We start from the raw sequence: 23,866 nt of genomic DNA on the forward strand, positions 1-23,866 counted from the left end.
GCCCTTGCCCGCACGAGGTCCCGTACGAGGTTCCGCACCTGCCTCGTACGGGGCCCCGGGGCACCCCGCGTCCGCCGCGGCACGGCCGTGCCCACGGCACCGCCATGCCCGCGGGCGTCCGCCCACCCGGCAACCGTCCATACCGGAGAAGCCCCAATGGAATTGTTCGACACCGCCACGGTGCTCACCCGCGTCCTCACCTCGGGCGTGGTCATGAGCATCGAGAAGAGCGACCGGGAACTACCCGGCCTCGAAAGACTGCTGACCAAGCAGACCGGACGCGCCAAGGCCGTCCTCCTCAACAGCCGTACCGGCGCGGTCCACGCGGCCCTCGCCGGCCAGGGCATCGGCCACGGCGACACGATCTCGCTGCCCGAGCAGGACGAGTCCTCGCTCGCCTTCCTGAGCTGGCTCGGCGTCGGCGTCGTCCACGACGGCGGGCCCGCCGCGTACGACCGGATCGCGCTGGACGCCGAGAACGCCGGCCGGCTCCCCGAGCTGGCCGCCGCTTCCACCGCCCCCGCCCTGGTCGTCGACCTCACCGGGCTCGGTTTCGGTCCCGCCGCCGCCGTCCTGACCGACGACGCGAAGGTGTGGGCCCGCGCCGAGCGCCTGAAGATCTTCGGCGCCTACGACCTGCGGACCATGTGGACGCAGGAGGAGGCCGACGACTCCCTGGTGCCCGGAGTGCAGTTCAACTACCGGCTGAGCCCGCTGGTGGCCGCCTGCGCACGGATGGCCCTGACTCACTCGGCGCGACCCGCCGCCCTGTCTGGAGCACGTTCATGATCACTGATTTCCCGTCCGCACCCCTACCCCTGCCGGACGCGGCCGACCTGGAGGCCGAGCTCGCCGCCCTCGGTGGCGACGCGATGATCCCCAAGTCCCTGCGCCGCACGCTTTTCCCGATCATCACCAAGGAAGACGTCTTCAACCTGATGCTCGCGCAGCGCCAGGCCCCGGAGAAGGTCGTCGCCGACTTCGCCGAGTCCTATCGCCAGTACGTGGGCGCCAACTACGCGCTGCCCACCGCCAGCGGCACCTCCAGCCTCCACATGGCGCTCGTCGGCGCCGGCGTGCAGCCCGGTGACGAGGTCATCGTCCCGGCGTTCACCTTCATCGCCACCGCCCAGGCCGTCGTCGCCGCGCACGCCGTCCCGGTGTTCGTGGACATCGACCCGGTGACGTACTGCATGGACCCGGCCGCGGCCGCCGCCGCGATCACCCCCCGGACCCGCGCACTGATGCCCGTACACGTCCACGGCCTGCCGGCCGACGTGTCCGCGCTGCGCGCCTTGGCCGACAGCCACGGCATCGCCCTCGTCGAGGACGCCTCGCACGCCCACTCCGCCAAGATCGGCGAGCAGGTCGCGGGCTCCTTCGGCGACGCGGCGGGCCAGAGCCTGATGGCCGACAAGAACTTCCCGCTCGGCGGCGAGGGCGGCATCGCCTTCTTCGCCAGCGAGGAGGCCTACGAGCGCTCCGTGCGCTACCTGGAGCGCCACGGCATCGACTACGGCATGTCCTGGGTCTCCGCCGCCTTCGGCTCCAGCCAGCTCAAGCGGCTGCCGTACTACGACCGGATCCGGGCCCGCAACGCCACCCTGCTCGGCGAAGTCCTGCAGGACACCGGCCTGTTCACCCCGCCGCACGTGCCGGCCGGCCACACCCACGCGTACAACATGTACCGGACCACCCTGCACCCGGAGGCCGTCGGACTGGAGGACCTGCCGGTCCACGCGGTCAAGGAGGCGGTCCACGAACTGCTCGTCGCCGAGGGCGTACCGGCCCGCGAGTGGCAGAACACCCCGATCCCCTGCCACCTGCCGTTCCAGCACCGCGACGGCTTCGGCAACGGCTACCCGTTCTCGCTGAACCCCGGCGCCGTGCGCGACCACCGTCCCGAGGACTTCCCGGTCACCCTGTCCATGCTCGACAGCACCCTCGTGCTCTGCCGCGAGCTGCGCTCCCCGGTGGAGTACGAGCGCATCCTGCGCTACGCCGACGCCTTCCGGAAGGTGGCCCGCCGCCCGGACGCCATCCGCAAGCTCGTCGAGGCCGGCGACTACCGCCGCCCCTACGAGAAGGCGGCCCGTCTTGGCTGAGCACAAGGTCCGCGTCGCCGTCATCGGCGCCAGCGGATACACCGGCGGCGAGGTCATCCGCCTGCTCCTGGAACACCCCGGGGTCGAGCTCGCGTTCCTCTCCGCGGAGCGCTCCGCGGGCGCCACCATCGGCAGCGTCCACCCCGGACTGCGCAACCACCCCCGGGCGGCGGGGCTCAAGTTCCGCCCGCTCGCCCAGCTCGCCGACATCGAACCCGTCGACATCGCCTTCGGGTGTCTGCCCACCGGCACGCTTCCCGTGCAGCTGCCGCAGATCTCCCCGTACGCCAAGCGGATCCTCAACCTCGGCGGCGACTTCCGGCTCCGCGACGAGGCCGAGGTCGCCTCGTACTACCCGAAGACCGCCTCGAACCCGCCGTCCGAGGAGTTCGCGTACTACATCCCGGAGCTGAGCCCCTCGGTCCCGGAGGGCCGCTTCATCAGCCTGCCCGGCTGCATGGCCGTCAGCACCGTCTACGCCCTCTACCCGCTGTTCGCCGCCTCGCTGGTCGAGGAGCGGGTGGTCGTCGACGCCAAGACCGGCTCCAGCGGCGGCGGTCGCGGCTCCAGCGAGTCGCCGGCCGAGCGCAGCGGAAACTTCCGCGTCCACAAGCTGCACGGCCACCGGCACGCGCCGGAGATCCGCCAGGTCATCGCCGAGTTCACCGGCGCCTCCATGGACCTGCGCTTCTCCACCTACAGCCTCGACGTGGCGCGCGGCATCATGGTCACCGCCTACGCCGACCTGCGCGAGGGGGTCACCCCGCTCGACGTCAAGCGCGCCTACGCCAAGGCCTACGTGGGCAAGCCGTTCGTCCGGGTCCGCCCGGCGCCGAAGCTGCCGCAGGACTTCCCGATGCTGAAGGCCGTCGTCGGCTCGAACATCGCCGAGGTGGCCGTGGCCGTGCGCGACGGCCAGGTCGTCGCGGTCGCCGCCCTGGACAACCTGCTCAAGGGCGCGGCCGGACAGGCCGTCCAGGCCATGAACCTGATCTGCGGCTTCGACGAGGCAGCCGGTCTGCCCTCCACGGCGGTGTCACCGTGACCCGGCCGCTCTACGTCATCAAGGCGGGCAGCGCCACGCTCGACCGCGGCACCGTCCACGGGGAGATCGCCGCCCTCGTGGCCCGCGGCGCCCGGGTGCTCCTGGTCACCGGCGGGGCCACCGGCATCGAGCGCCACTACGAGGCGATCGGCCGTCCCATGCCGCAGCTGCGGCTCACAGGCGGCGACGAGGTGCGCTACTGCCCACCGGAGGAGATGGGGCACCTGGTCGACGCGTACGAGCGGGTCACCCTGCCGGCCGCCGAACAGGGCCTGCGGGAGCTCGGACTCAGCGTGTTCACCTCGGTCGCCGCCCGCGGCGGCCTGGTGACCGGGCGGGCCAACCGTCCGCTGAAGGCGCTGTCCGCCGAGGGCCGCCCGATCGTGGTGCGCGACCACCGGGCCGGAGTGCCCGACGAGGTCGACACCGTACGGCTGCGGGCGCTCCTGGACACCTACGACGTGGTCGCGCTGTCCGCCCCGGTCGCCGACCGGGACGGCGGCGCCCCGCTCAACGTGGACGCCGACGTCCTGGCCGCGGTCCTCTCCAACGCCATGACCGCCGACCACCTGCGCCTCGTCACCGGTACCGCGGGACTGCTCACCGACCCGGCCGACCCGGCCTCCACGCTGACCGACGCCTACCCGGGCGACGGGGCGCGCTACGCCGGCGGCCGGATGCGGCAGAAGGTCCGCGCGGCGGAGATCGCCCTGAAGGGCAGCGCCGACGTGGCCATCACCGGGCCGCACACCCTGCGCGACCCCTCCGGCTGGACCCGCTTCTGGCCGGTCCGCGAGCCCGCCGCCGACCTGGGGCTGCTCACCAAGGTGGTCGCGGTGCCCTCGGTCTCCGGGGACGAGGGGGAGCTCGCCTCCTTCCTCGTCGAGTGGTGCCGGGAGCGCGGCATGGAGGCCCGGATCGACGAGGTCGGCAACCTCGTCGCGACCCGCGGGGAGGGCCCCCGCCGGCTGCTGCTGCTCGGCCACCTCGACACCGTGCCGCACCACTGGACCACCGAGTGGCGCGAGGACGAGCTGTGGGGCCGCGGCAGCGTGGACGCCAAGGGGAGCCTCGCCGGATTCCTGGAGGTGCTCGCCCACGCGGACATCCCCGAGGACGGGCAGCTCGTCGTGGTCGGCGCGGTCGAGGAGGAGATCTCCTCCTCCAAGGGCGCCTTCCACGCCCGCGACCACTACCCGGCCGAAGCCGTGGTGATCGGCGAGCCCAGCGGCTCGCAGACCCTGACCCTGGGCTACTTCGGACTCTTCAAGCTCAAGGTGACCGCCTCCGTCTCCAGCGGACACTCGGCGGGCATGGACGCCACGTCCGCGCCCGACCGGCTGATCGACGTACTCGGCGCGATCCGCGAATCGGTCCTCAAGGAGGCGCCCGACGCGCTCTCCGCCGTCATCGACATCACCTGCGAGACCGGCCGCGACCGGCACCGGGCCGTCGGAACCCTCAACTTCCGGGTGCCGCCGGCCGCCGACCTCGACCTGCTGCGCACCCTCGCGCTGGGGCATGCGGGCGAAGAGGTCTCGGTCGAGGTCCTGCGGGCCACCCCCGGCCACGCGGGCGGCCGTTCGGGATCCCTCGTCAAGGTCTTCAACCGGGCCTTCGCCGATGCCGGCATCCGGCCCCGGTACGTGGTCAAGAAGGGCACCTCCGACATGAACACGCTGGCCACCACGTGGCGCGGCGTCCAAATGGTCGCGTACGGGCCCGGGGACTCCTCCCTGGACCACACCGATGAGGAGCGCATCGGCGGCATGGAATACCGCACCGCGCGCTCGCTGCTCGCCGACGCGGTGAACCGCTGGTTCGCCCTGCCCGAGGGGAGCCGTCGATGACCGCCGTGCTCGACGCCCCGGCCGAGCTTTCCGGGGACGAGGTCCAGGAGGTCCTGGCCACCCGCGCCGCCGAGGCCCGCCGCCTCGTCGTCGACATGGCCGCGAGCCCGCGCGGCTGCCACCTCGGCGGCAGCCTGTCGGTCCTCGACATCCTGGTCGCGGCGCTGCACCGGGCCTCGGCCGGGGACGGCACCGAGGTCGTGCTGAGCAAGGGGCACGCCGCCGCCGGGCTCTACGCGGCCCTCTACGTCAGCGGCATCCTGCCGGAGAACCCGGCGCCGCTGTACGGCCTCGCGGGCAGCCCCTACACGGGGCACCCGGGGCCCAAGGTCCCCGGGGTCCGGTTCCCGACCGGGAGCCTGGGCCACGGGGTGCCGTACGCCGCCGGCTGGGCGATGGCCCGCCGGATCGGGGGCCTCCCCGGGCTGGGCATCGCCGTCGCCGGTGACGGCGAGCTCCAGGAGGGCCTGGTCTGGGAGACCTGCCAGGTCGCCGCGGCCCAGCGGCTCGGCAACTTCGTCCTGGTCGTGGACCGCAACGGCGGCCAGAACGACGGGATGGTGGCCGACATCTCCCCGCTGCCCGACCTCGCCGGCCGGTTCACCGCCTTCGGGTTCGACGTGGTGGAGACCGACGGCCACGACCTGGCGGGGCTGACCGCGCTCCTGGCCGGGGACCGTTCCTCGGCCACCCGCCCGCTGGCCGTGATCGCGGCCACCGTCAAGGGCAAGGGGGTGCCGGCCGTGGAAGGAAAGGCCGCCTCGCACTACGTGAGCATCGACGCCCGACGGGCCAACCAGTGGAAGCGAGCGATTCGATGACCCTCTCGGGCCGTGACGCCTACCGCGACGAGCTGGCCCTGCTCGGCGCCGAGGACCCCGCACTGATCTGCCTGGAGGCGGACCTGGGCGGCAAGGGCCACGCCTTCCAACTCGCCCACCCGGAGCGCTTCTTCAACCTCGGTATCGCCGAGGGCGCGATGGTGGACATGGCGGCGGGTCTCGCCTCCGCCGGGTACAAGCCCTTCGTCAGCACCTTCGCCCCGTTCGCGGCGCTGAGGGCGGCGGAGAGCCTCAAGCTCACCCTCGGCTACCTCGCCGCCGGGGTCACCGTGGTGGCCCCCTACGCGGGAGTCTCCGGCGCCTGGTTCGGCACCACCCACCACACCCTGGAGGACCTCGCGGTCCTGCGCTCGGTGCCCGGCGTGACCATCGCGGCCCCCTACGGCGAGGCCGAGATGCGCGCGGTGATCCGCGAGGCGGTCCGCTCCGGCAAGCCGCACTACATCCGTACGGGGCGCAACGCGGCCTACGAGTCCCTGGACACCTCGGCGGCGGAAGGTCCCCGCGAGGGGGAACTACCGCTGGTCAACTGGGAGTTCCGGGCCGGATCCGAGGACGTGTGCCTGGTCTCGGTGGGGGAGGAGGGGACCCGGCTGGCCATGGAGGCCCGCCGCGCGGCCCCCGGCACCGCCCACGCCCACCTGGTGTACCTGGACCACGAGCGCCTGAGCGCGGCGGCGGCCGAACTGGCCTTGCACCACCGCCGGTTCGTGGTGGTCGAGGAGCACCGCGCCCAGGGCGGGATCGCCGAGGCCCTCGCGCTGCTGCTGCCCCGCTGCGAGGTGACGGCCGCGAGCGCGAACCGCGCCTGGCCCTCGCAGGGCGGCGACCACGCGGAGGTCATGGCCGCGGTCGGCCTGGACCTGACGGCCGTGCTCGCGGCCGTGGACCGGGCGGGCAGCGACGCGGACAGCGGCCCGGCGGCCCTGGCCGGCGCGGCCTGAGCCCGACCCGAGAACTTCACAGCACGTGCAACACCCGAACCGCACCACCCACCGCACCCACACCACTCAGGAGTCACCGTGCACATCCTCATGATCGAGTGCAATCCGAACGGGATCGCCGGCATCGCCAACGCCCTGGAGCTCGGCCACGACGTCACCCTGGTCTCGGTCGACCCGGACTTCTACCTGGCCGCCTCGCCGCTCGCCGAAGCCGCGTACGCCCACCCCAACTGCGAGGTGATCAAGAGCGAGACCGCCTTCTCCATCGACGAGCTGACCGCCCTGGCCCGTGAGCTGCACGCCACGAAGCCGATCCACGGCGTGACCACGTACAGCGAGTACCACACCGTCCACACCGCGGCCGTGGCCGAGGCGCTGGGGCTGCCGGGCATGAGCGTGGACGGCGCCCGCAACGCCCGCCACAAGCACCTCACCCGCCTCACCCTCGACGGCAAGGGCGTGCGCCAGCCGCGCTTCGCCCACGTCTCCGACCCGGCCGACGTGGAGCGCGCGGTCCGCGAGATCGGCTTCCCCTGCGTGGTCAAGCCCTCCGACGGCACGGCCAGCCTGCACGTCCTGCACCTCAGGGACGAGGACGACCTGCGGGCCTACCTCGCCGAGCTGGCGGACGTCGCCGACTACGGGCGCGGCGTCGTGCGCATCCCGGACCTGCTGATCGAGGAGTTCGTCACCGGGGACCTGATCTCGGTCGAGTCCTGCGTCCTGGCCTCCGGCGAGATCGTCCACCTCGGCCTGACCGACCGCCCGCTCAGCGGCTTCCCCTACTTCATCGAGATGGGCGCCACCTACTTCCGCGGCCACCCGCTCCAGGACGAGCTCTTCGCGGCCACCACCCAGGTCCTGGAAGGGCTCGGCGTGGACTTCGGCTTCATCCACACCGAGTTCCTGCTCGGCGCGGACGGTCCGGTGCTCTGCGAGGTCAACGGCCGCCTCATCGGCGGGATCGTGCCCAGCCTGATGGAGATCAGCTCCGGCGTCGACCCGTACCTGGAGGTCATCCGCCAGGCCCTCGGCGAGCGCCCCGAGCTGGCCTTCCCCGGTGAAACCACCGCCGGCGGCCACTGGTTCGGCGCCCCCATCGACGGCACGGTCGAGTCCATCGCCTTCGACAAGCTGGCCGATCTGCCCGGCTACCACAGCGCGTTGGCCTACCGGAAGCCCGGCACCCCGGTGACCCGGCTGTCGCGCTCCAACTTCGACTGGATCGGCCACATCATCTTCACCGGCGCCGACCGCGACGAGGTCAACAAGCGCTGCGAAGAGGGCCTGGACAGCATCGACCTCCGGATGAAGGTCGAGGTCGCCCGATGAGCACCCCGGCCACCGGCACCCCGGCCACCGGCACCCCGGCCACGGGCGGCCCGCTCGCGCCCGTGCCCGCCGTCCTGCGGGGCGTGGCCGTCCCCGCCCTCGACCCCACCGCCCTGTTCGACGTCACCACCGAGGGCGGGGTCTTCAGCCGGATCGAGCCCTCCGGCACCCGCCGGGGCGGCGAGGACGAGCTGTGGCCCGGCTACACCGAGACCCACTCGCACATCGCACTGCCCGCCAACTGGGACGACAGCACCGACGAACCCCGGATCGTGGCCCTGCAGTACCTGTTCCACGGGGTCACCCACGTCGTCGACATGTTCGGCTTCCCGATCGTGGCCGACGCCTGGGAGGCCGGCCGGCGGCAGTCGCCCTGGCCCTACCCCGAGATCGCCCACCCCGGCTACGCGGTCACCGCCAGGACCGACGCCTCCGGACGCTACGGCCACGGGGTCGAGTTCCCCGTACCGGTCCACATGCTCGCCGTGGAGGCCGACCTCGACCACGCGCTGCGCTCCAACGCCGAACGCGGCGGCACCTTCCTCAAGGTGATGTTCACGGACGGCACCGAACAGCCCGGCTCCCCCGTCCGGTTCTCCCGGATGTCCGAGCAGGTGCTGCGCTTCACCGCCAAGATGGCGGCCCAGCGCGGCATCACCGCCGTCATCGACTGCAACACGCTCCAGGAGACGCAGTGGGCGTACGACTGCGGATTCAGGCTCTTCGCCCACTCGGTGCGCGACCGCACCCTGGACGCGGCCGACTGGAAGCGCCTGGACGGCGCCCGCTTCGTCTCCACCCTCGCCGGACTGCGCTCAATGATCATGACGGGGGAGGAGTTCCTCACCGAGTACAGCCGTGAAGGGTTCACCGAGACCCAGGACCCGCGGAACCTGGAGTTCGCCGCGGCCATCGAGCAGCCCTTCGGCATCGAGTACGGGGTCCAGGAGACCCGTACCGCCGCCCTCGCCGACATGCGCCGCAACGCCCTGGCCGCCCTGGATCAGGGAAACCTGCTGGTAGGAACCGACGCCGGCAACACCGGGGCCTACCACGGCTACTCCTTCCTCTCCGAGCTCGACCTGCTGCGCGGCGACGACCCGGCGCTCGCCGAACCGCTCCGCCTCCAGGCCACCCTCGGCGGCCGCCGCTACTTCGACGAGATGAGCGGGGCGCCCACCGGCATCCACCCCCTCTCCGTGGGGGCCGCCGCCACCTACAACCTGCACGCGGCGGGGACACCCCTCTCCGCGCTGCCCCTGGCCACCGTCGTGGCCGGCGTACCGGTCGACCGGACCGCGGTCGCACGGGCCATCGCGGACCTCCGCGCCACCACCAAGGGAAAGGCCGCGCTGTGACCACCGAACGCAGACGAGCACTGATCGGCGTGAACGCCGGGATCTTCCTCGCCCACATCGGGAACTTCATCTGGTTCCCCGTCCTCGTCGCCTCCCTGAGCGGCACCGACAGCGGCTTCTGGGCCGGCGTCGTGATGTGCATGACCTACGTCGGGCGCCTGCTCGCCACCTTCTTCTACGAGGGCACGGCGGCCCGCGTCGGCATCCGCGGCGCGGTCTTCCTCGGCACGGCACTGGAGGCGACGGCGCTGGGCGCGATGGGCTTCAGCACCGGCGTGGTCGTCTACGGTGCGCTCGCCTTCTTCATCGGCTTCGGCTCGGGCACGGCCTTCCCCGGCCTCAAGAACATCCTCGTCTCCTACCCGGAGGACGAGCGGCCGAAGGCGTTCTCCACCTTCCAGATGTCGGCCCAGGTGGGCCTGTTCGGTGGCTCGCTGCTGGGCGCCCTGCTCACCGACATGGACCTGCGCACCCTCTTCTCCATCGTCTTCGCGATCTTCATCGGCTTCTGCCTGGCCGCCTCCTCCTTCATCCCCCGCGACGGCTTCGGCCCGAAGGCCGACCCCTCGGCCCCGGCCCCCGAGAAGCGGCCGCTGTTCAGCACCGCCGTCTTCAAGGGCATCGAAGTGCGCGGCGCGACTCGCTACTTCGTCCTCTCCGCGGTCTTCTGGTTCCTGTCGATCGGGTTCGTGGTCGGCATCCCCCTGCACATGCAGGAGTACGTCACCCAGTGGGCGCCCTCCACCCCCTTCTGGATCACCGGGCTGAGCGTCCTCGTCCTGCAGTACCCGCTCTTCAAGTTCCTGATCAAGCACCTGCGCCCCGGGGCCGTCATGGCCGTCGGACTGACCGGCATGACCGTGGCCTTCGTGGCCTTCGGCGCGGGCCGCGGCGCCGCCTGGGTGGTCGTCGGCTGCCTGACCGTGGTGCTCGGCGAGATCCTCTTCGTACCGTCCTTCGACATCTGGGTCGCCCGCCGGGTCCCCGAGGACCGGCTCGCCAAGGCCATGGGCGCCATGCACTTCTTCCGCAGCGCCGGGAACATGGTCGGCTCGCTGCTCGCCGGCGCCCTGTTCGACCTCTCCCTCTCCCTGGGCGTCCCCGGCGCCAACTGGTACGTGGCCGCGGTCGTGGCCGCGGGCTGCGCCGTCATCTGCCTGGTGAGCCGGGACGAGCCCGCGCCGCAGGCCGCTGCCGGAGTCACCGCCGAGGCCGCTGAGCCCGTGGAAGCGGTCTCCGCCAAGTAGTCGCCCCGAAACCCCCTTCCCCCCACCCCACTTCGTACCCGGAAAGATGAGGACAGCGGCAGATGGCTGATGTCTGCGTGGTCGGCGGCACCCGGTTCTTCGGCAAGCTGCTGGTGAAACGACTGCTCGACGCGGGCCACCGCGTCACGGTGGTCAACCGGGGGATCACCCCCGACCCCTTCGGCACCTCGGTCCGACGGCTCGTCGCCGACCTGAACGAGCCCGGCGAGCTGGCCTGGGCGGTCACGGGCGAGCGCTTCGACGCCGTGGTGCACCAGATGTGCTACACCCCCAGGGCCGCCGTCGAAGCCGCCGAGGCCTTCGGCGACCGGGCCGGGAAGTTCGTCCTGACCAGCAGCATGGAGGTGTACAACAAGGACACCTTCCGCTGGCGGATCCCCGCACCGGCCATGAGCGTCTTCGCCCGCGAGGAGGAGCTCGACGCGGCGCACTACGCCTACGACACCGAGCTGCCGTGGCAGGACCCGGCCTACGTGGGCGCCAACTACGGCGAGGGCAAGCGGCAGGCCGAGGCCGCGCTGCTGGCGACGGCGCAGGTGCCGGTGGTCATCGCCCGGGTGGCCCATGTGCTGGCCGCCGAGGGGGACTTCACCGGGCGGGTCGGCTTCCACCTGGACCGGATCCGCGACGGCCGCCCGATCGTGGCGCACGCCGCCCCCGGCCGGACCTCACTGGTGCACGCCGAGGACGCCGCCGAGTTCCTCGCCCGGGCCGCGACCACCGGGATGACCGGGACGGTCAACGTGACCTCCCCCGACACCGCGGACGTGTACGACGTCTGCGCGGCGGTGGAGGCGGCGACCGGGCTGCGCGCCCACGTCGTGGAGAAGGAGGACCCGGCGGGCGACGCGGACCTCTCGCCCTTCTCCTGCCCGGCCGACTTCGGGATGTCGGCCGAGCGCGCCGTCTCGCTCGGCCACCGCTTCACCCCCGTCTCCGAGTGGCTGCCCGCCCTCGCCCGTACCGCCGCCGCTACGGCCGCCGCCGCAGTTCAGGAGCAGTGATGTTCGACCTCATCGTCATCGTCCGCACCAACGGCCCCGGGAACATCGCCGCGGTCGCCGAAGCCCTCGACCGGATGCGCCCGATGTGCCTCGCCGAAGACGGCTGCGTCGCCTGGGAGGCGTACCAGTCCCAGGCGGACCCGAGGCAGTTCGTCCTGGTCGAGCGCTGGCTGACCCGCGCGCACTGGGAGGCGCACGGGGAGGGCCCCGCCATCCAGGACGTCTACCTCACCGAGATCCTGCCGCGCGTGGAGCGCGAAGTTCACCCCAGCGTACCCGTCCAGACCCAGCCCGTAGGAGCTTCCGCATGACCGCCCCGGCCACCCCCGGCCCTGCTCCCCGCCTCCGTCGTATCGCCGTCGTCGGCGGCCGTCCCGCCCCCGTGCACGGGGCCCGGGAACTCGGCATCGACGTGGTCCTCGTCCATGCCGAGGGCCAGTTCGACCGGGCCGAGGCCGCGGAGCACGTCTCCACCATCCTCACGGGCGACATCACCGACGCGGGGGAACTGCTGGCGCTGCTCCAGCCGTTGCACGAGGAGCAGCCCTTCGAGCGGATCCTCACCACCACCGAGCTGGCGGCCGTGTCCGTGGGCGAGCTCAACGAGAAGCTCGGCCTGCCCGGGACCCCGCCCGAGGTCTCGCGGATCATCCAGGACAAGGCCCTGACCCGCCAGGCCCTGGACCGGCACGGGCTGAGCCCCGTACGCCACCGGATGATCACCGACGTGGAGGACGCGGTCGCCTTCATGGCCGAGGTCGGCGGCCCGATCGTGCTCAAGCCGGGCAAGGGCGCGGGCAGCCTGCACATCAACATGGTCGACGATGCCGAAGGGGCGGCCCGCGCGGTCCGCGAGATCACCGAGTTCGGTTATGGCGGCGTCCTGGCCGAGGAGTACCTGCAGGGGCCGGTCGTCAGTGTCGAGGGGTTCTCGCACCAGGGCCGCCACATCGTCCTCGGCATCTGCGAGTACCGCGTCAACGAGCACTTCGTGGAGTGGGAGTGCAGCGTCTCCAGCGACCTGGCCGCGCCCTTCCTGCCCGAACTGCACCGGCTCAACGCCGACATCCTGGACGCGGTGGGCCTCACCGACGGCCCCTCGCACAGCGAGTACGTGCTCACCCCGGCGGGCCCGCGCCTGCTGGAGACCCACAACCGGCTGTCCGGCAGCGGCATCCCGGAGATGGTCCGCCGCTCCACGGGCTGGGACCCGGCGCGGCTGTTCATGACCGTGCCGCTGGGCCTCGAGGAGCTCCCCGAGGTGGCGCCGGAGCCGCTGCGCGGCGCGGTCATCCGTTTCCTGGAGGCCCCGGCCGCGGGGGTGCTCACCGCCGTCGAGGGCCTGGAGGGGCTCGCCGCCCGGGGCATCCAGGTACGCCGCCTCGCGCCGGGCGCGAAGGCCCCGCACATGGCGCCCTTCCTCAAGGACCTCACGGAGGCCGCCGAAGCGGTGGTGCTCGCCAAGAACCCGGGCGACCGGGTGGCCGCCATGGATTCCCTGCCGGCCTGCGACAACGGCTACGTCCTCGCCACGGCGCCGACCCGCGCCGAGGCCGTGGCCCGCTGCGCGGAGCTGGCCGCCGGGATCACCTTGCGGGTCAGCACGCAGGCGTAGCGGATCGAAGCCCGTGCGGAGCCCCGGCCGTCCTCGGCCGGGGCTCCGGGTCCGCCGCCGACGGGTTGCCGACGGCACGCTCAGCCCCGGCGGGAGCGGCCGGCGAGCGCGGCGTTCGCCTTCACCAGGGCCGGGACCAGGACGTAGACGGCGGCCGGGACGACGATCGCCGTCAGGATCAGCGTCCGGACCGGCAGCGGCAGTCCGGCCGTGGCCCCGCCGACCAGGGCCAGGACGGCGGTGATGGTGGGGTAGATCGCCAGCCAGGTGATCAGGGCCCGACGGTGGACGGAGGGCGCGGTGGTTGTGGTGGACGTGACGGGTGTGGTGGTGCTCGCGGACATGGTCTTCCCCCAGGTTCGGGCGGTGGACATCCATTCTCCAACCGCACGGTTGGAGAATAGCCGAACCCGGCCGAAAGTCCAACCAGATGGTTGGGATTGCGATAGGGTCGGCCCATGGCCTGGGACACGCAACGCACCAAGAAGCTCCTGCTCGACGCCGCCATCGAGGAGTTCGCGGCCAAGGGCCCGGAGGCGGCCCGGGTGGCCGCGATCGCCACCCGCGCGGGCGTCAACAAGGAGCGGATCTACCAGTACTTCGGCAACAAGGAAGCGCTCTTCCGCGCCGTCCTCGAATGCGAGCTGAGCCGCCTCGCCGACGCCGTCCCGCTCACCGGCGACTCCGCGGCCGACCTGGGCGACTACACCGCCCGGGTCTTCGACTACCACCGCCGCAACCCGCACTTCCTGCGCCTGCTGGCCTGGGAGGGACTGCACCGGGGCGAGGCCGCGGCCGTGGCCGCCGAAGGCGAACGGACCGGCCACTACACCCAGAAGGTCGCCGCCATCGGCGACGCCCAGGACGCCGGGAGGCTCCCCTCCGACGTGCCCCCCGGCCACCTCATGTACGCGGTGATCGCCCTGACCGCCGGCTGGTTCAACCTCCCCCAGCTCGTCCGGATGGTCGCCCCCGCGACCGCCGACGCCGGGCCCGAGGAGCAGCGGGAGGCCCTGGCCGACCTGGTCCGCCGGCTGGCCGGGGGCCCGTCCGCCGACTCCGGACATGCGCAGGGGCATACCGCCACATAACGTCTTCCCGAGCGGGCTCGGACCGAGGAGGGGCACGGATGGTGGAGTGGCTCAGGACCGAGATCTTCCGCCCCTACCCCGAGCTGCTGATCTTCCTGACCATCGCGGCCGGCTTCCTCCTCGGCCGGATCCGGTACAAGTCCATCACCCTGGGCGCCGTCACCGGCTGCCTCGTCGCGGGCCTGGTCATCGGGTCCCAGGCCGAGGTGGAGATCGTCGGCCCGATCAAGTCCGTCTTCTTCCTGATGTTCCTCTTCGCCCTCGGCTACGACGTCGGCCCGCAGTTCTTCCGCGCCCTGCGCAGGGACGGCCTCCCCCAGGTGGTCCTGGCCGTCATCGTCTGCGTCACCGGCCTCGCCACCGCCTGGGCCTTCGCCACCCTCGCCGGTTACGGTCCGGGCCTCTCCGCCGGACTGCTCGGGGGCGGCCTCACCCAGTCCTCCGTCATCGGCGTCGGCTCCGACGCCATCTCCCACATCCCCGGCATGAGCCCCGCCGCGGCCACCGACCAGTCCCACCTGGTCGCCGTCGCCTACGCAGTCACGTACCCCCTGGGCACGGTCCTGCCCGCCCTGCTCCTCGCCGGGGTGCTGCCCCGCCTCCTGCGCAGGGACCTCGCGGTCGAGAGCGCCGTACTGGCCGCCGACCTGGAGGCCGCCGAGTCGGACCCGGACGCCGGGGAGGGCTACTACAAGCACGTGCTGCGCGCCTACGCCGTGGACGTGGCGGCCTTCGCGGGCCGCACGATCGGCGAGTTCGAAGCGGAGCAGAAGGCCCACGGCCGCCGCCTCTACATCACCCGGCTGCGCCGGGCCGGACAGATCCTCGACCACGACGCGGACACCCGGATCGAGCTCGGCGACATCCTGGCCGTCAGCGCGGTCCGGGGCGACCTCGTCGCGTACGACGCGCGCACCCACATCGGCATGGAGACCGACGACTTCGAGCTCCTCGCCTACCGCACGGAATCCCTGCACGTGGTCGTCACGGACCGCAACCGCGACGGCCGTACGATCCGCACCCTGCGGCACGAGGAGTTCATGCCCGGGGTCTTCGTCGAGGAGCACTGGCGGGCCGGTACGGACCTGCGGGTGCGGCTCGACAGCACGGTGGAACGCGGGGACACCCTGGTCCTGACCGGACCGCGCAGGCTGGTGGACGCGGCCGCCCGGGAACTGGGCACGCCCGTGCCGACCAGCTTCGCCACGGACATGGTGTGGATCGCCCTCGGGCTGTTCCTCGGCGGCTGCCTGGGCATCCCGGCCCTGCACGCGGCCGGCGCCCCGCTCTCCCTGTCCACCTCCACCGGGGCGCTGCTGATGGGCCTGGTCTTCGGCTGGATCCGGGCGAAGTACCCCACCTACGGGAACCTGCCGTCGGCGGCACAGTGGCTGATGGGCACGCTCGGCCTGTGCGTGTTCGTCACCATCGTCGGCCTCAACGCGGGCCCCAGCTTCGTCCCCGGCCTGCGCGAGGCGGGCTGGCCGCTGCTGCTCTGGGGCGCGGCCGTCACCACGGTCCCGCTCCTCACCGGCTTCGCCTGGGGCCACTTCGTCCAGCGCCTCCCCCTCCCGATCCTCCTCGGCGCCCTGGCCGGCGCCCAGACCACGACGGCCGCCCTCGGCGCCCTGACCGAACGCGCCCGCAGCCAGATCCCCGCCCTGGGCACGACGGTCCCGTACGCCCTGGGCAACGTCCTGCTGACGATGTGGGGCTCGGTGATCGTCCTACTGAGGCGGTGAGACCCCGCCCCGGAACGGGGTCCGGGAAGGGCCGCGAGAGATACACTCGGAGATATACTCAGCATCCGAGTTGATATCAGAGGAGGTGCCTCATGAGTCGGACCGTGATCGATCTCGACGACGAGCTGCTCGCCGACGTTGCCCAAGCACTCGGCACCAGCACCAAGAAGGACACGGTGAACACCGCCCTGCGCGAGGTACTGGAGAACCGGAGGCGGGCCCTGGCGCTGACGCGACTGCGCGCGTACGCCGAAGACGGCGCCTTCGACCTGGAGCTGCTGGAGGACAAGGGGAATTACCGGCGGTGAGCGCTGCCCAATTCCTCATCGACACCAGCGCCTTGGCCCGCTTGATGCGAGGCGACGCGGAACAGTACGGCTGGGACCAGGCCGCTGCCGCCGGCCTCATCGCCACCTGCCCGATCACCGAGCTGGAGTTCTTCTTCAGCGCCCGCTCCGCCGAGGACCGCGAGCGCGGCATCGCGGACATGCGCCTGCTGTTCGGCTGGGTTCCGGTTGACGACCGCGCCTATGACCGCGCTTGGCAGGTACAGGAGTCGCTGACCCGACGAGGACAGCACCGCAGCGCGGGTGCGGTCGACCTGGTCGTCGCCGCCACGGCGGAACTCCAGGGACTCACCCTCCTGCACCGGGACCGCGACTTCGAATGCATCGCCGCCGTCACCGGCCAGGCCCTCCAGTGGTACGGCCCGGTGGCAGACAAGTAACCCCCGGCCCTTCCGGCGGCATGAGCGCCAACGGCCGACTGGACTGCACCTCGCTGGACGGGGACCTCCGGGCCCGGGACCGGGGCGCGGCCGCCGACCTCGTTCACGTACGGGACTAGCCGTGGGGGATCAGGGCCACCGGGCCGCGGGCGTAGTGGGCCACCGCGTGGTCCGTGGGGCCCAGGCCGTGCAGGGGGCGGTGGTGGCGGCGGCCGACGACCAGCAGGTCGGCCGTCGCGGACTCGTCGACCAGGACGTGCGCGGGGTCGCCGGGACGGCTGACGCACTCGGTCGCCACCCCCGGGTACCGCGCCGAGACCTCGGCCACCGCGGCCTCCAGCTCCTGCGAGGACTCCGGGCCCGCGTGCACGGCGCGCAGCGGCAGCCCGTGGTCGGCCGCCCAGGCGTACCCGAAGTCGAGGACGGCCTCGAAGTCACCGGCCGGGTCCACGCCCACGACCACCCCGCGGCCGCGTCGCCCGCGCTCCGCGGCCTGCTCCGGCTCCGGCGTCGGCTCCCGGACCAGGACGACGGGGACCTCGCTGCGCCCGGCGACGTGCAGAGCCGTGGAGCCGAGCAGCGGGACGTGGTGGTTGTGCCCGCCGGCTCCGACGACGAGCAGCCGGGCCCGCGCGGCGGCGCGCGGCAGCTCGCCGGCCGGTCCTCCCTCGGCGGTGGCCGTCTCGACGGCGAGGTCAGGGTGCAGGGCGCGCAGTTCCTCGGCGACGGCGCTCAGCACGGCCTCGGCGGCCAGCGCGCTCTCGCCGAGCACGGGCTGGAACTCGGGGGAGATCGGCTGGATGGTGGGCCAGGCCTGCCCCACGTGGAGCAGCCGGACCGCAGCCCCGGCCGACCCCGCCTCCCGCGCGGCCCAGCGGGCGGCGGCGAGGCTGCGGACCGACCCGTCGAATCCGACGAGGAAGGGGAGGGACGGGGCGCCCCCGGAGGACGGAGCGCCTTCGGACGACGGGGAGGACGGGAGGGACATTGGCGGCACCCTTCTTTCCGTACCGCGGTCCCGTGCGGTGGGCCGCGGCCTGGTCGCACCTACGACGCTACTCCCGCCCAGCCCCGAGCGGCTTTGCGCAAACGGTCCGGAGCGGGGGCGGACCGGCCGGGGGCGGACCGGCAACCACCCCGCTCCGCCCCCGCTAGGCTGCGCACGTGCCGTCGTACTCCATCGGGCAGGCCGCGGGCCTGCTCTGCGTGAGCCCCGAGACCGTCCGCCGCTGGGCCGACGGGGGGCGACTGCCCGCGCGCCGCACCCCCGAAGGGGTCCGCAGCGTCGACGGGGCCGTCCTCGCCGCCTTCGCCAAGGAACGTGCCGCCGGACTGCATCCGGTCCCGGAGACGGCCGCGGCCACCTCCGTGCGCAATTCCTTCGCCGGGATCGTCACGGCCGTCCTGCTCGACGAGGTCGCGGCCCAGGTGTCGATCCAGTCGGGCCCGCACCACATCGTCTCCGTCGTGACCCGGGAGTCGGTCGAGGAGCTCGGCATCGCGGTCGGGGTCACCGTGACGGCCCGGGTGAAGTCCACGGACGTCCACATGGACCTGGTCTAGGCCGTCCCTTCCGGACACCCCCTAGCAGCGCAGGGCCGCGTACAGGTCCAGCTTGTGGTCCAGCCGGGACAGGTCGCGTCCGGTCAGCGCCTCCACCCGCTCCATCCGGTAGTGGACGGTGTTCACGTGCAGGTGCAGCGCCTCCGCCGTGCGCGTCCACGAGCAGTTGTTGGCGAGGAACACCTCCAGCGTCTCGCGCAGCATCCCGTCGCCCAGCGCCCCCAGCGTCCGCGACCCGAACACCCCGCGCACCTCCGGCGGGACCCCGGAGAGCAGTTCCGACAGGGTGTCCAGCTGCTCGACGCCCCGTACCGGCACGTCCGTGTCCGCCGCCGTCAGGGCGAAGCGGGCCTGGCTGAGTGACACGCGCAGCCCCTCCGCCGAGTCCGCCCGCGCGCCGACGCCGAACCGCAGGTCGGCCTCCGGGTCGCCGCAGGCCCGTAGCAGCGGCCACAGCGCGCGCAGCCGGTCCGCGACGGCGCCTTCGGCCGGGTCGGCGTCCGGCTCCGCGGGCTCGTACAGCACCGCGCCCGTCTCCCCGGCCGCCCACAGCACCCCGTCCAGGTGCTCCAGCGCCTCCGCCAGTGCCCGGGCGTCGGTCGCCGCGACCACCCGGTACGGGCCCTGCGCGGGCAGTCCGGCCGCGACCAGCGCCGCGCCGAGCTGGTCGGGCTCGGCGCTCTCCGAGGCCACCAGCGCGAGCAGTTCCCGCCCGGCGGCCCGCCGCGCGGCGCCCCGCCGGGTCTCCCCGTCGCGGTACTGCGCGAACACCTCGGCGATCTCGTGCAGCACCCTGGGCGGCGCCGCGTCCGGGTCCGGGACGTGCAGCTGCCAGGCGTCGTAGGGCGAGCTCTCGGCCTCGATCCGCAGCGTGACCCCGTCCCGCGGCAGGCTGGCGACCGCGGCCCGCGGGGCCGGTATTGCGGGCGCCGACGGGGTACGGGCCACCGTGCGGCCGCTCGCGGTCAGCAGGTAGCAGGGCACCCGGCCCAGGTGGGCGCAGGCCCGGTCCAGCAGCTCCGCCGCTCCGGCCCCGCCCTCCAGGAGCCGGCTGAGCTCGCCGCGCACGTTCTCGGGAAGCGCGAAGAGCCGGGTCGGGCGCCTGCTCAGGTCGCCCCACTGGCGCAGGTACACCGCCTCGGTCACGGCCCGGAAGCTGGTCTTCGCGGGCACCGCCACCAGCGGCATCCGGTGGGCCCGGCAGGCGGCGACGAGCTCGTCGGGCACCTTGCCGTGGGTCTCCTCGCCGGCCAGCAGCGCCCGCGCCCCGGCGGATGCCAGGGCGGCGACGAACCGGTCGGTCCGCCCGGCGGCCGTGGCGCCCGGCCTCCACCACACGAGACCGCTGAGCACGAGCTCCCCGGGGCCCAGGAACCGGCCGGGGTCCTCGAGGTCCGTGGAGGTCACCCCGCTGACCTCCTGGCCCAGAAGGGGCTCGTCGCCCCAGAGCAGGGTGAGACCGAGGCTGTCGGACTGGAGCAGATCGAGGACGTGCATGGCAGGGACTCCTTGCGGTGGGGGATGGCCCACAATCGCGAGGCGAATATGAGGTTCACCATGGTAAATGCAAGGGCAACTCCAGAAAAGGACTCTTAGATGATCCACCAGGACGATCTGTGGGGCCCTGGTGCATTTCCGTTGCCGGGACCAGTCGTCCCGGCCCGCACCCCGTTGCTTCACTGACATCAGGACGGACGAGACCGCCCCGGGACGACTCACGAGGACAGCGAAGGCGGCGGAAAATGGACCTCAATACAGTGCTCGACGTACGTGACGCCCGCCGCCGCGAACCCTGGCGCCCCGGCGATGCCTGGCTCGGCGGGGGCACGTACCTCTTCTCCGAACCCCAGCCGCACATCCGCCGTCTCGTCGACCTCTCCCGGATGGGCTGGCCGCCGCTGTCCTGGCTGCCCGACGGCTCCCTCGACATCGCCGCCACCTGCACCATCACCGAGCTGTCCCGCTTCGGCCGGACCCTGCCCGCCACCGCCGCGCCGCTCGTCGAGCAGTGCTGCCGCGCCTTCCTCGCCAGCTTCAAGATCTGGAACATGGCGACCGTCGGGGGCAACCTCTGCAACGGCCTCCCCGCCGGCCCGATGGTCTCCCTCTCCGCCGCCCTCGACGGCACGGTCCTCCTCCAGGGCCTGGACGGCGCCACCCGCCGGCTGCCCGTCACCGAGTTCATCCGCGGAGCCGGGGTCAAGGACCTGCGCGAGGGCGAGCTGATGCGCTCGGTCCGGATCCCGGCCCGTTCGCTGGAGTGCCGGACCGCCTTCCGCCAGTGCTCCCTCTACGGGCTCGGCCGCTCCGCCGCCCTGATCATCGGCGCGGCCGACCCCCGGGACGGCTCCTTCGCCCTGACCGTCTCGGCCGCCACGACGCGCCCCTTCCGGTTCTGGTTCGCCCTGTGGCCGACCGCCGCGGAACTGCGCTCGGCGATCGACGACACCGTCCGCCCCGACGAGTGGTTCGACGACATCCACGGGACGCCCGCCTGGCGACGCCACATGGCCCTGCGCCTGGCCGAGGAGATCCGCGCCGAACTCACGCTGGAGGAGGCTTCCCGATGAGCTACGAGATCGAGATCAACAAGCAGCGGTTCGAGCACGAACCCCGCCCCGGCCAGTGCCTGCGCACCTACGTCCGCGAGCGCGGCTGGTTCGGCGTGAAGAAGGGCTGCGACCAGGGCGACTGCGGCGCCTGCACGGTCCACGTGGACGGGCAGGCCGTGCACAGCTGCCTCTACCCGGCCGTCCGCGCCGAGGGCCGCTCGGTCACCACCCTGGAGGGCCTCGCCCACCCCGACGGCGAACTCCACCCGGTGCAGCGCAAGTTCCTGGAGGCGCAGGGCTTCCAGTGCGGCTTCTGCACCAACGGCTTCGTGATGACCACCGCCGCTCTGGAGGCCGAGAAGGGCACCGCCCACTGCGACGGCAAGCTCGACGACCTGCCGCGCGCCTTCAAGGGCAACATCTGCCGCTGCACCGGCTACCGCGCCATCGAGGACGCCGTCCGCGGCGTCAAGCACGTCGAGGAGCCCGAGGCGGGCAAGGCCGTCGGCCGCAACCTCGGCGCGCCCGCCGCCCCCCAGGTGGTCACCGGCATCGCCCGCTACACCTTCGACATCGACGTGCCCGGGCTGCTGCACATGAAGCTGCTGCGCTCCCCGCACCCGCACGCCCGGATCACCGCGATCGACACCTCCGAGGCCCTGGCCGTCCCGGGCGTGCGGGCGGTGTTCACCCACGAGGACGTCCCGGACGTGCTCTACTCCAGCGCCCGCCACGAGCACCCGCACGAGGACCCCGACGACACCCGCCTGCTCGACGACGTGGTCCGCTTCGTCGGACAGCGCGTGGCCGCCGTCGTCGCCGACAGCGAGGGCGCCGCGGAGGAGGGCTGCCGCCGGATCGAGGTCACCTACGAGGAACTCCCGTACGTGACCGACCCGGAGGAGGCCATGGCCCCGGGCGCGCCGGTCATCCACGCGGGCAAGGGGCCCGAGGCGCGGATCGCCCGCGTCGAGAACAACGTGGCCGGCGAGGTGCACGGCGAGATCGGTGACGTGGAGCAGGGTTTCGCGGAGGCGGCGGTGGTCTACGAGGAGACTTATCTGACCCAGCGCGTCCAGCACGCCAGCCTCGAAACCCACGGCTGCGTCGCCTGGTTCGAGCCGAAGGAGGACGGCAGCGGTGAGCGGATCACCGTCCGCTCCTCCACCCAGACCCCGTTCCTGACCCGGCGGGCCTTGTGCGCGCTGTACGGGCTCGGCGAGGACGAGGTGCGGGTCGTCGCGGGCCGGGTCGGCGGCGGATTCGGCGGCAAGCAGGAGATGTTCGCGGAAGACATCGTCGTCCTGGCGGCGATGAAGCTGCACCGCCCGGTGAAGCTGGAGTTCACCCGCGCCGAGCAGTTCTACGGCGCCAGCACCCGGCACCCGTTCACCGTCCGGATCAAGCTCGGCGCCCGCGCCGACGGCACCCTCACCGCCATCTCCATGCGCATCGTGTCCAACACGGGCGCGTACGGGAACCACGGCCCGGGCGTGATGTACCACAGCGCCGGCGAGTCCTTCGTGATCTACAAGGCCCCGCACAAGAAGGTCGAGGCCTACTCCGTCTACACCAACGTCGTCCCGTCGGGCGCCTTCCGCGGCTACGGGCTGGGCCAGACCACCTTCGCCCTGGAGTCGGCGATGGACGAGGTGGCGCGGCGCCTGGGCATGGACCCCCTGGAGTTCCGCGAGAAGAACATCATCGGCCCGCTCGACCACATGCACACCCCGATCGGCCACGACGACGACCTGTTCATCGCCAGCTACGGGCTGGCCGAATGCCTGGCCGTGGTGCGCAGGGCGATCGCCGAGGACACCAGCCAGGAGAAGGTCCCGCCTGGCTGGGTGACCGGCCAGGGCACCGCCGTGTCGATGATCGCCACGAGCCCGCCCCGAGGCCACTACGCCGACGCCACGATCACCCTGCTCCGGGACGGCACGTACGACATCGCGGTCGGCACCGCCGAGTTCGGCAACGGCACCACCACCGTCCACAAGCAGCTCGCCGGGGACGCGCTGAACACCACCGCCGACCGGCTGACCGTGCGCCAGGCCGACACCGACGTGGTCCGGCACGACACCGGCGCCTTCGGGTCGGCCGGCACGGTGGTGGCGGGCAAGGCGGTGCTGCTCGCCGCGACCTCGCTCGCCGAACGCTTGAAGACCTTCGCCTCCGAGCACACGGGCGTCGCCCGGCACCTGTGCCTGCTGGGCCCCGAGTCCTTCGACTGCGCCGGCCGGCTTGTCACCCTCAAGGAGCTCTACGAGGCGGCCCACGCCAAGGGGAAGGCGAGCGAGATCAGCTGCGAGGGCCACTTCGGCGGCACCCCGCGCTCGGTGGCGTTCAACGCCCAGTGGTTCCGGCTGGCCGTGGACCCCGGCACCGGGGAGATGAAGATCCTGCGCAGCGTGCACTCGGCGGACGCGGGCAAGGTGATGAACCCGATGCAGTGCCTCGGCCAGGTGGAGGGCGGTGTCGCGCAGGCCCTGGGCGCCACCCTCTTCGAGACCGTACGGATCGACGAGCGCGGCGAGGTCACGACGGCTGCGTTCCGCCGCTACCGGCTGCCGCAGTACGCGGACGTCCCGCGCACCGAGGTCCACTTCACGGAGACCTCCGACTCGATCGGCCCGCTGGGCGCGAAGTCCATGTCCGAGAGCCCCTTCAACCCGGTGGGCCCGGCCTTCGCGAACGCGCTGCGCGACGCGACGGGCATCCGCTTCACGGAGATGCCGCTGCTCCGGGATGCCGTTTGGCAGAGGATGTCGCAGAATCTGCCAGGCCGGAACGACCAATGAATCCACAGCTGCGACTCATATCAACCT

22 protein-coding genes are annotated in these 23,866 nt (G+C 72.6%); 19 read left to right on the top strand and 3 right to left on the bottom strand.

The annotated features are described in order from the left end of the window. Positions 1–156 precede the first annotated feature (156 nt). From AC3IYJ_RS19140 to AC3IYJ_RS19195, 12 genes are all read left to right on the top strand, one after another. The gene (locus AC3IYJ_RS19140) at positions 157–789 is read left to right on the top strand and encodes a PLP-dependent aminotransferase family protein (protein ID WP_489402494.1); all 633 of its coding nucleotides are present in this window, start codon (positions 157–159) and stop codon (positions 787–789) included. Beyond that, positions 786–2,105, top strand: a complete 1,320-nt coding sequence (locus AC3IYJ_RS19145; RefSeq protein WP_489402495.1) for a DegT/DnrJ/EryC1/StrS family aminotransferase — start codon at positions 786–788, stop codon at positions 2,103–2,105. Before AC3IYJ_RS19140 ends, AC3IYJ_RS19145 begins: the two co-directional genes overlap by 4 nt. Beyond that, positions 2,098–3,150, top strand: coding sequence for an N-acetyl-gamma-glutamyl-phosphate reductase (gene argC, locus AC3IYJ_RS19150; protein ID WP_489402496.1), 1,053 nt, complete (start codon positions 2,098–2,100; stop codon positions 3,148–3,150). The genes AC3IYJ_RS19145 and argC overlap by 8 nt, the downstream gene beginning before the upstream one ends. Then, on the top strand, positions 3,147–5,000 hold the full coding sequence (locus AC3IYJ_RS19155; protein WP_489402497.1) for a M20/M25/M40 family metallo-hydrolase: 1,854 nt from the start codon (positions 3,147–3,149) through the stop codon (positions 4,998–5,000). Before argC ends, AC3IYJ_RS19155 begins: the two co-directional genes overlap by 4 nt. Then, positions 4,997–5,821: a transketolase gene (locus tag AC3IYJ_RS19160; RefSeq protein WP_489402498.1), complete on the top strand. Its 825-nt coding sequence runs from the start codon at positions 4,997–4,999 to the stop codon at positions 5,819–5,821. The genes AC3IYJ_RS19155 and AC3IYJ_RS19160 overlap by 4 nt, the downstream gene beginning before the upstream one ends. Then, positions 5,818–6,786: a transketolase family protein gene (locus AC3IYJ_RS19165; protein ID WP_489402499.1), complete on the top strand. Its 969-nt coding sequence runs from the start codon at positions 5,818–5,820 to the stop codon at positions 6,784–6,786. Before AC3IYJ_RS19160 ends, AC3IYJ_RS19165 begins: the two co-directional genes overlap by 4 nt. 78 nt (positions 6,787–6,864) lie before the next feature. After that, positions 6,865–8,118, top strand: a complete 1,254-nt coding sequence (locus tag AC3IYJ_RS19170; RefSeq protein WP_489402500.1) for an ATP-grasp domain-containing protein — start codon at positions 6,865–6,867, stop codon at positions 8,116–8,118. Continuing rightward, positions 8,115–9,476 carry an amidohydrolase family protein gene (locus AC3IYJ_RS19175; protein ID WP_489402501.1) on the top strand — a complete coding sequence of 454 codons (1,362 nt, stop codon included), beginning with the start codon at positions 8,115–8,117 and terminating at the stop codon, positions 9,474–9,476. The genes AC3IYJ_RS19170 and AC3IYJ_RS19175 overlap by 4 nt, the downstream gene beginning before the upstream one ends. Then, entirely contained in the window at positions 9,473–10,723 is a 1,251-nt protein-coding gene (locus AC3IYJ_RS19180) for an MFS transporter (RefSeq protein ID WP_489402502.1), read from the top strand. Before AC3IYJ_RS19175 ends, AC3IYJ_RS19180 begins: the two co-directional genes overlap by 4 nt. 62 nt (positions 10,724–10,785) lie before the next feature. Further along, entirely contained in the window at positions 10,786–11,748 is a 963-nt protein-coding gene (locus AC3IYJ_RS19185) for an NAD-dependent epimerase/dehydratase family protein (RefSeq protein WP_489402503.1), read from the top strand. Then, positions 11,748–12,059 (top strand): putative quinol monooxygenase, encoded by a 312-nt coding sequence (locus AC3IYJ_RS19190; RefSeq protein WP_489402504.1) that lies wholly within the window; start codon positions 11,748–11,750, stop codon positions 12,057–12,059. The genes AC3IYJ_RS19185 and AC3IYJ_RS19190 overlap by 1 nt, the downstream gene beginning before the upstream one ends. Continuing rightward, a complete protein-coding gene (locus tag AC3IYJ_RS19195; protein WP_489402505.1) occupies positions 12,056–13,363 on the top strand; it encodes an ATP-grasp domain-containing protein in 1,308 nt (435 codons plus the stop codon). Before AC3IYJ_RS19190 ends, AC3IYJ_RS19195 begins: the two co-directional genes overlap by 4 nt. 80 nt (positions 13,364–13,443) lie before the next feature. On the opposite strand, the gene AC3IYJ_RS19200 is transcribed toward AC3IYJ_RS19195, so the two are convergent. Then, positions 13,444–13,737 carry a hypothetical protein gene (locus AC3IYJ_RS19200; protein ID WP_489402506.1) on the bottom strand — a complete coding sequence of 98 codons (294 nt, stop codon included), beginning with the start codon at positions 13,735–13,737 and terminating at the stop codon, positions 13,444–13,446. A gap of 84 nt (positions 13,738–13,821) precedes the next feature. On the opposite strand from AC3IYJ_RS19200, the gene AC3IYJ_RS19205 reads away from it, so the two are divergent. The 4 genes from AC3IYJ_RS19205 to AC3IYJ_RS19220 all read left to right on the top strand — a co-directional run bounded on the left by AC3IYJ_RS19205 (position 13,822) and on the right by AC3IYJ_RS19220 (position 16,923). Further along, on the top strand, positions 13,822–14,454 hold the full coding sequence (locus AC3IYJ_RS19205; protein WP_489402507.1) for a TetR/AcrR family transcriptional regulator: 633 nt from the start codon (positions 13,822–13,824) through the stop codon (positions 14,452–14,454). 38 nt (positions 14,455–14,492) lie between these two features. After that, positions 14,493–16,196 (top strand): aspartate:alanine exchanger family transporter, encoded by a 1,704-nt coding sequence (locus AC3IYJ_RS19210; RefSeq protein WP_489402508.1) that lies wholly within the window; start codon positions 14,493–14,495, stop codon positions 16,194–16,196. A gap of 92 nt (positions 16,197–16,288) precedes the next feature. Beyond that, entirely contained in the window at positions 16,289–16,504 is a 216-nt protein-coding gene (locus AC3IYJ_RS19215) for a type II toxin-antitoxin system VapB family antitoxin (RefSeq protein WP_489402509.1), read from the top strand. Continuing rightward, the gene (locus AC3IYJ_RS19220) at positions 16,501–16,923 is read left to right on the top strand and encodes a PIN domain nuclease (RefSeq protein WP_489402510.1); all 423 of its coding nucleotides are present in this window, start codon (positions 16,501–16,503) and stop codon (positions 16,921–16,923) included. Before AC3IYJ_RS19215 ends, AC3IYJ_RS19220 begins: the two co-directional genes overlap by 4 nt. A 115-nt stretch (positions 16,924–17,038) precedes the next feature. Here AC3IYJ_RS19220 and AC3IYJ_RS19225 read toward each other — a convergent pair whose 3' ends face one another. Continuing rightward, complete coding sequence (locus tag AC3IYJ_RS19225) at positions 17,039–17,911, bottom strand: universal stress protein (RefSeq protein ID WP_489402511.1); 873 nt, start codon at positions 17,909–17,911, stop codon at positions 17,039–17,041. A gap of 176 nt (positions 17,912–18,087) precedes the next feature. Here AC3IYJ_RS19225 and AC3IYJ_RS19230 point away from each other — a divergent pair, with 176 nt between their 5' ends. Continuing rightward, complete coding sequence (locus AC3IYJ_RS19230; protein ID WP_489402512.1) at positions 18,088–18,486, top strand: TOBE domain-containing protein; 399 nt, start codon at positions 18,088–18,090, stop codon at positions 18,484–18,486. Between the two features lie 21 nt (positions 18,487–18,507). Here AC3IYJ_RS19230 and AC3IYJ_RS19235 read toward each other — a convergent pair whose 3' ends face one another. After that, on the bottom strand, positions 18,508–19,983 hold the full coding sequence (locus tag AC3IYJ_RS19235; protein WP_489402513.1) for a helix-turn-helix domain-containing protein: 1,476 nt from the start codon (positions 19,981–19,983) through the stop codon (positions 18,508–18,510). 245 nt (positions 19,984–20,228) lie between these two features. Between AC3IYJ_RS19235 and AC3IYJ_RS19240 the strand changes: the two genes are divergently transcribed. Together AC3IYJ_RS19240 and AC3IYJ_RS19245 are read left to right on the top strand one after the other, a co-directional pair. Then, on the top strand, positions 20,229–21,056 hold the full coding sequence (locus AC3IYJ_RS19240; RefSeq protein WP_489402514.1) for an FAD binding domain-containing protein: 828 nt from the start codon (positions 20,229–20,231) through the stop codon (positions 21,054–21,056). Beyond that, positions 21,053–23,839 carry a molybdopterin-dependent oxidoreductase gene (locus AC3IYJ_RS19245; RefSeq protein WP_489402515.1) on the top strand — a complete coding sequence of 929 codons (2,787 nt, stop codon included), beginning with the start codon at positions 21,053–21,055 and terminating at the stop codon, positions 23,837–23,839. Before AC3IYJ_RS19240 ends, AC3IYJ_RS19245 begins: the two co-directional genes overlap by 4 nt. Positions 23,840–23,866 lie beyond the last annotated feature (27 nt).

Source organism: Streptomyces sp. GL_140 (assembly GCF_057834465.1).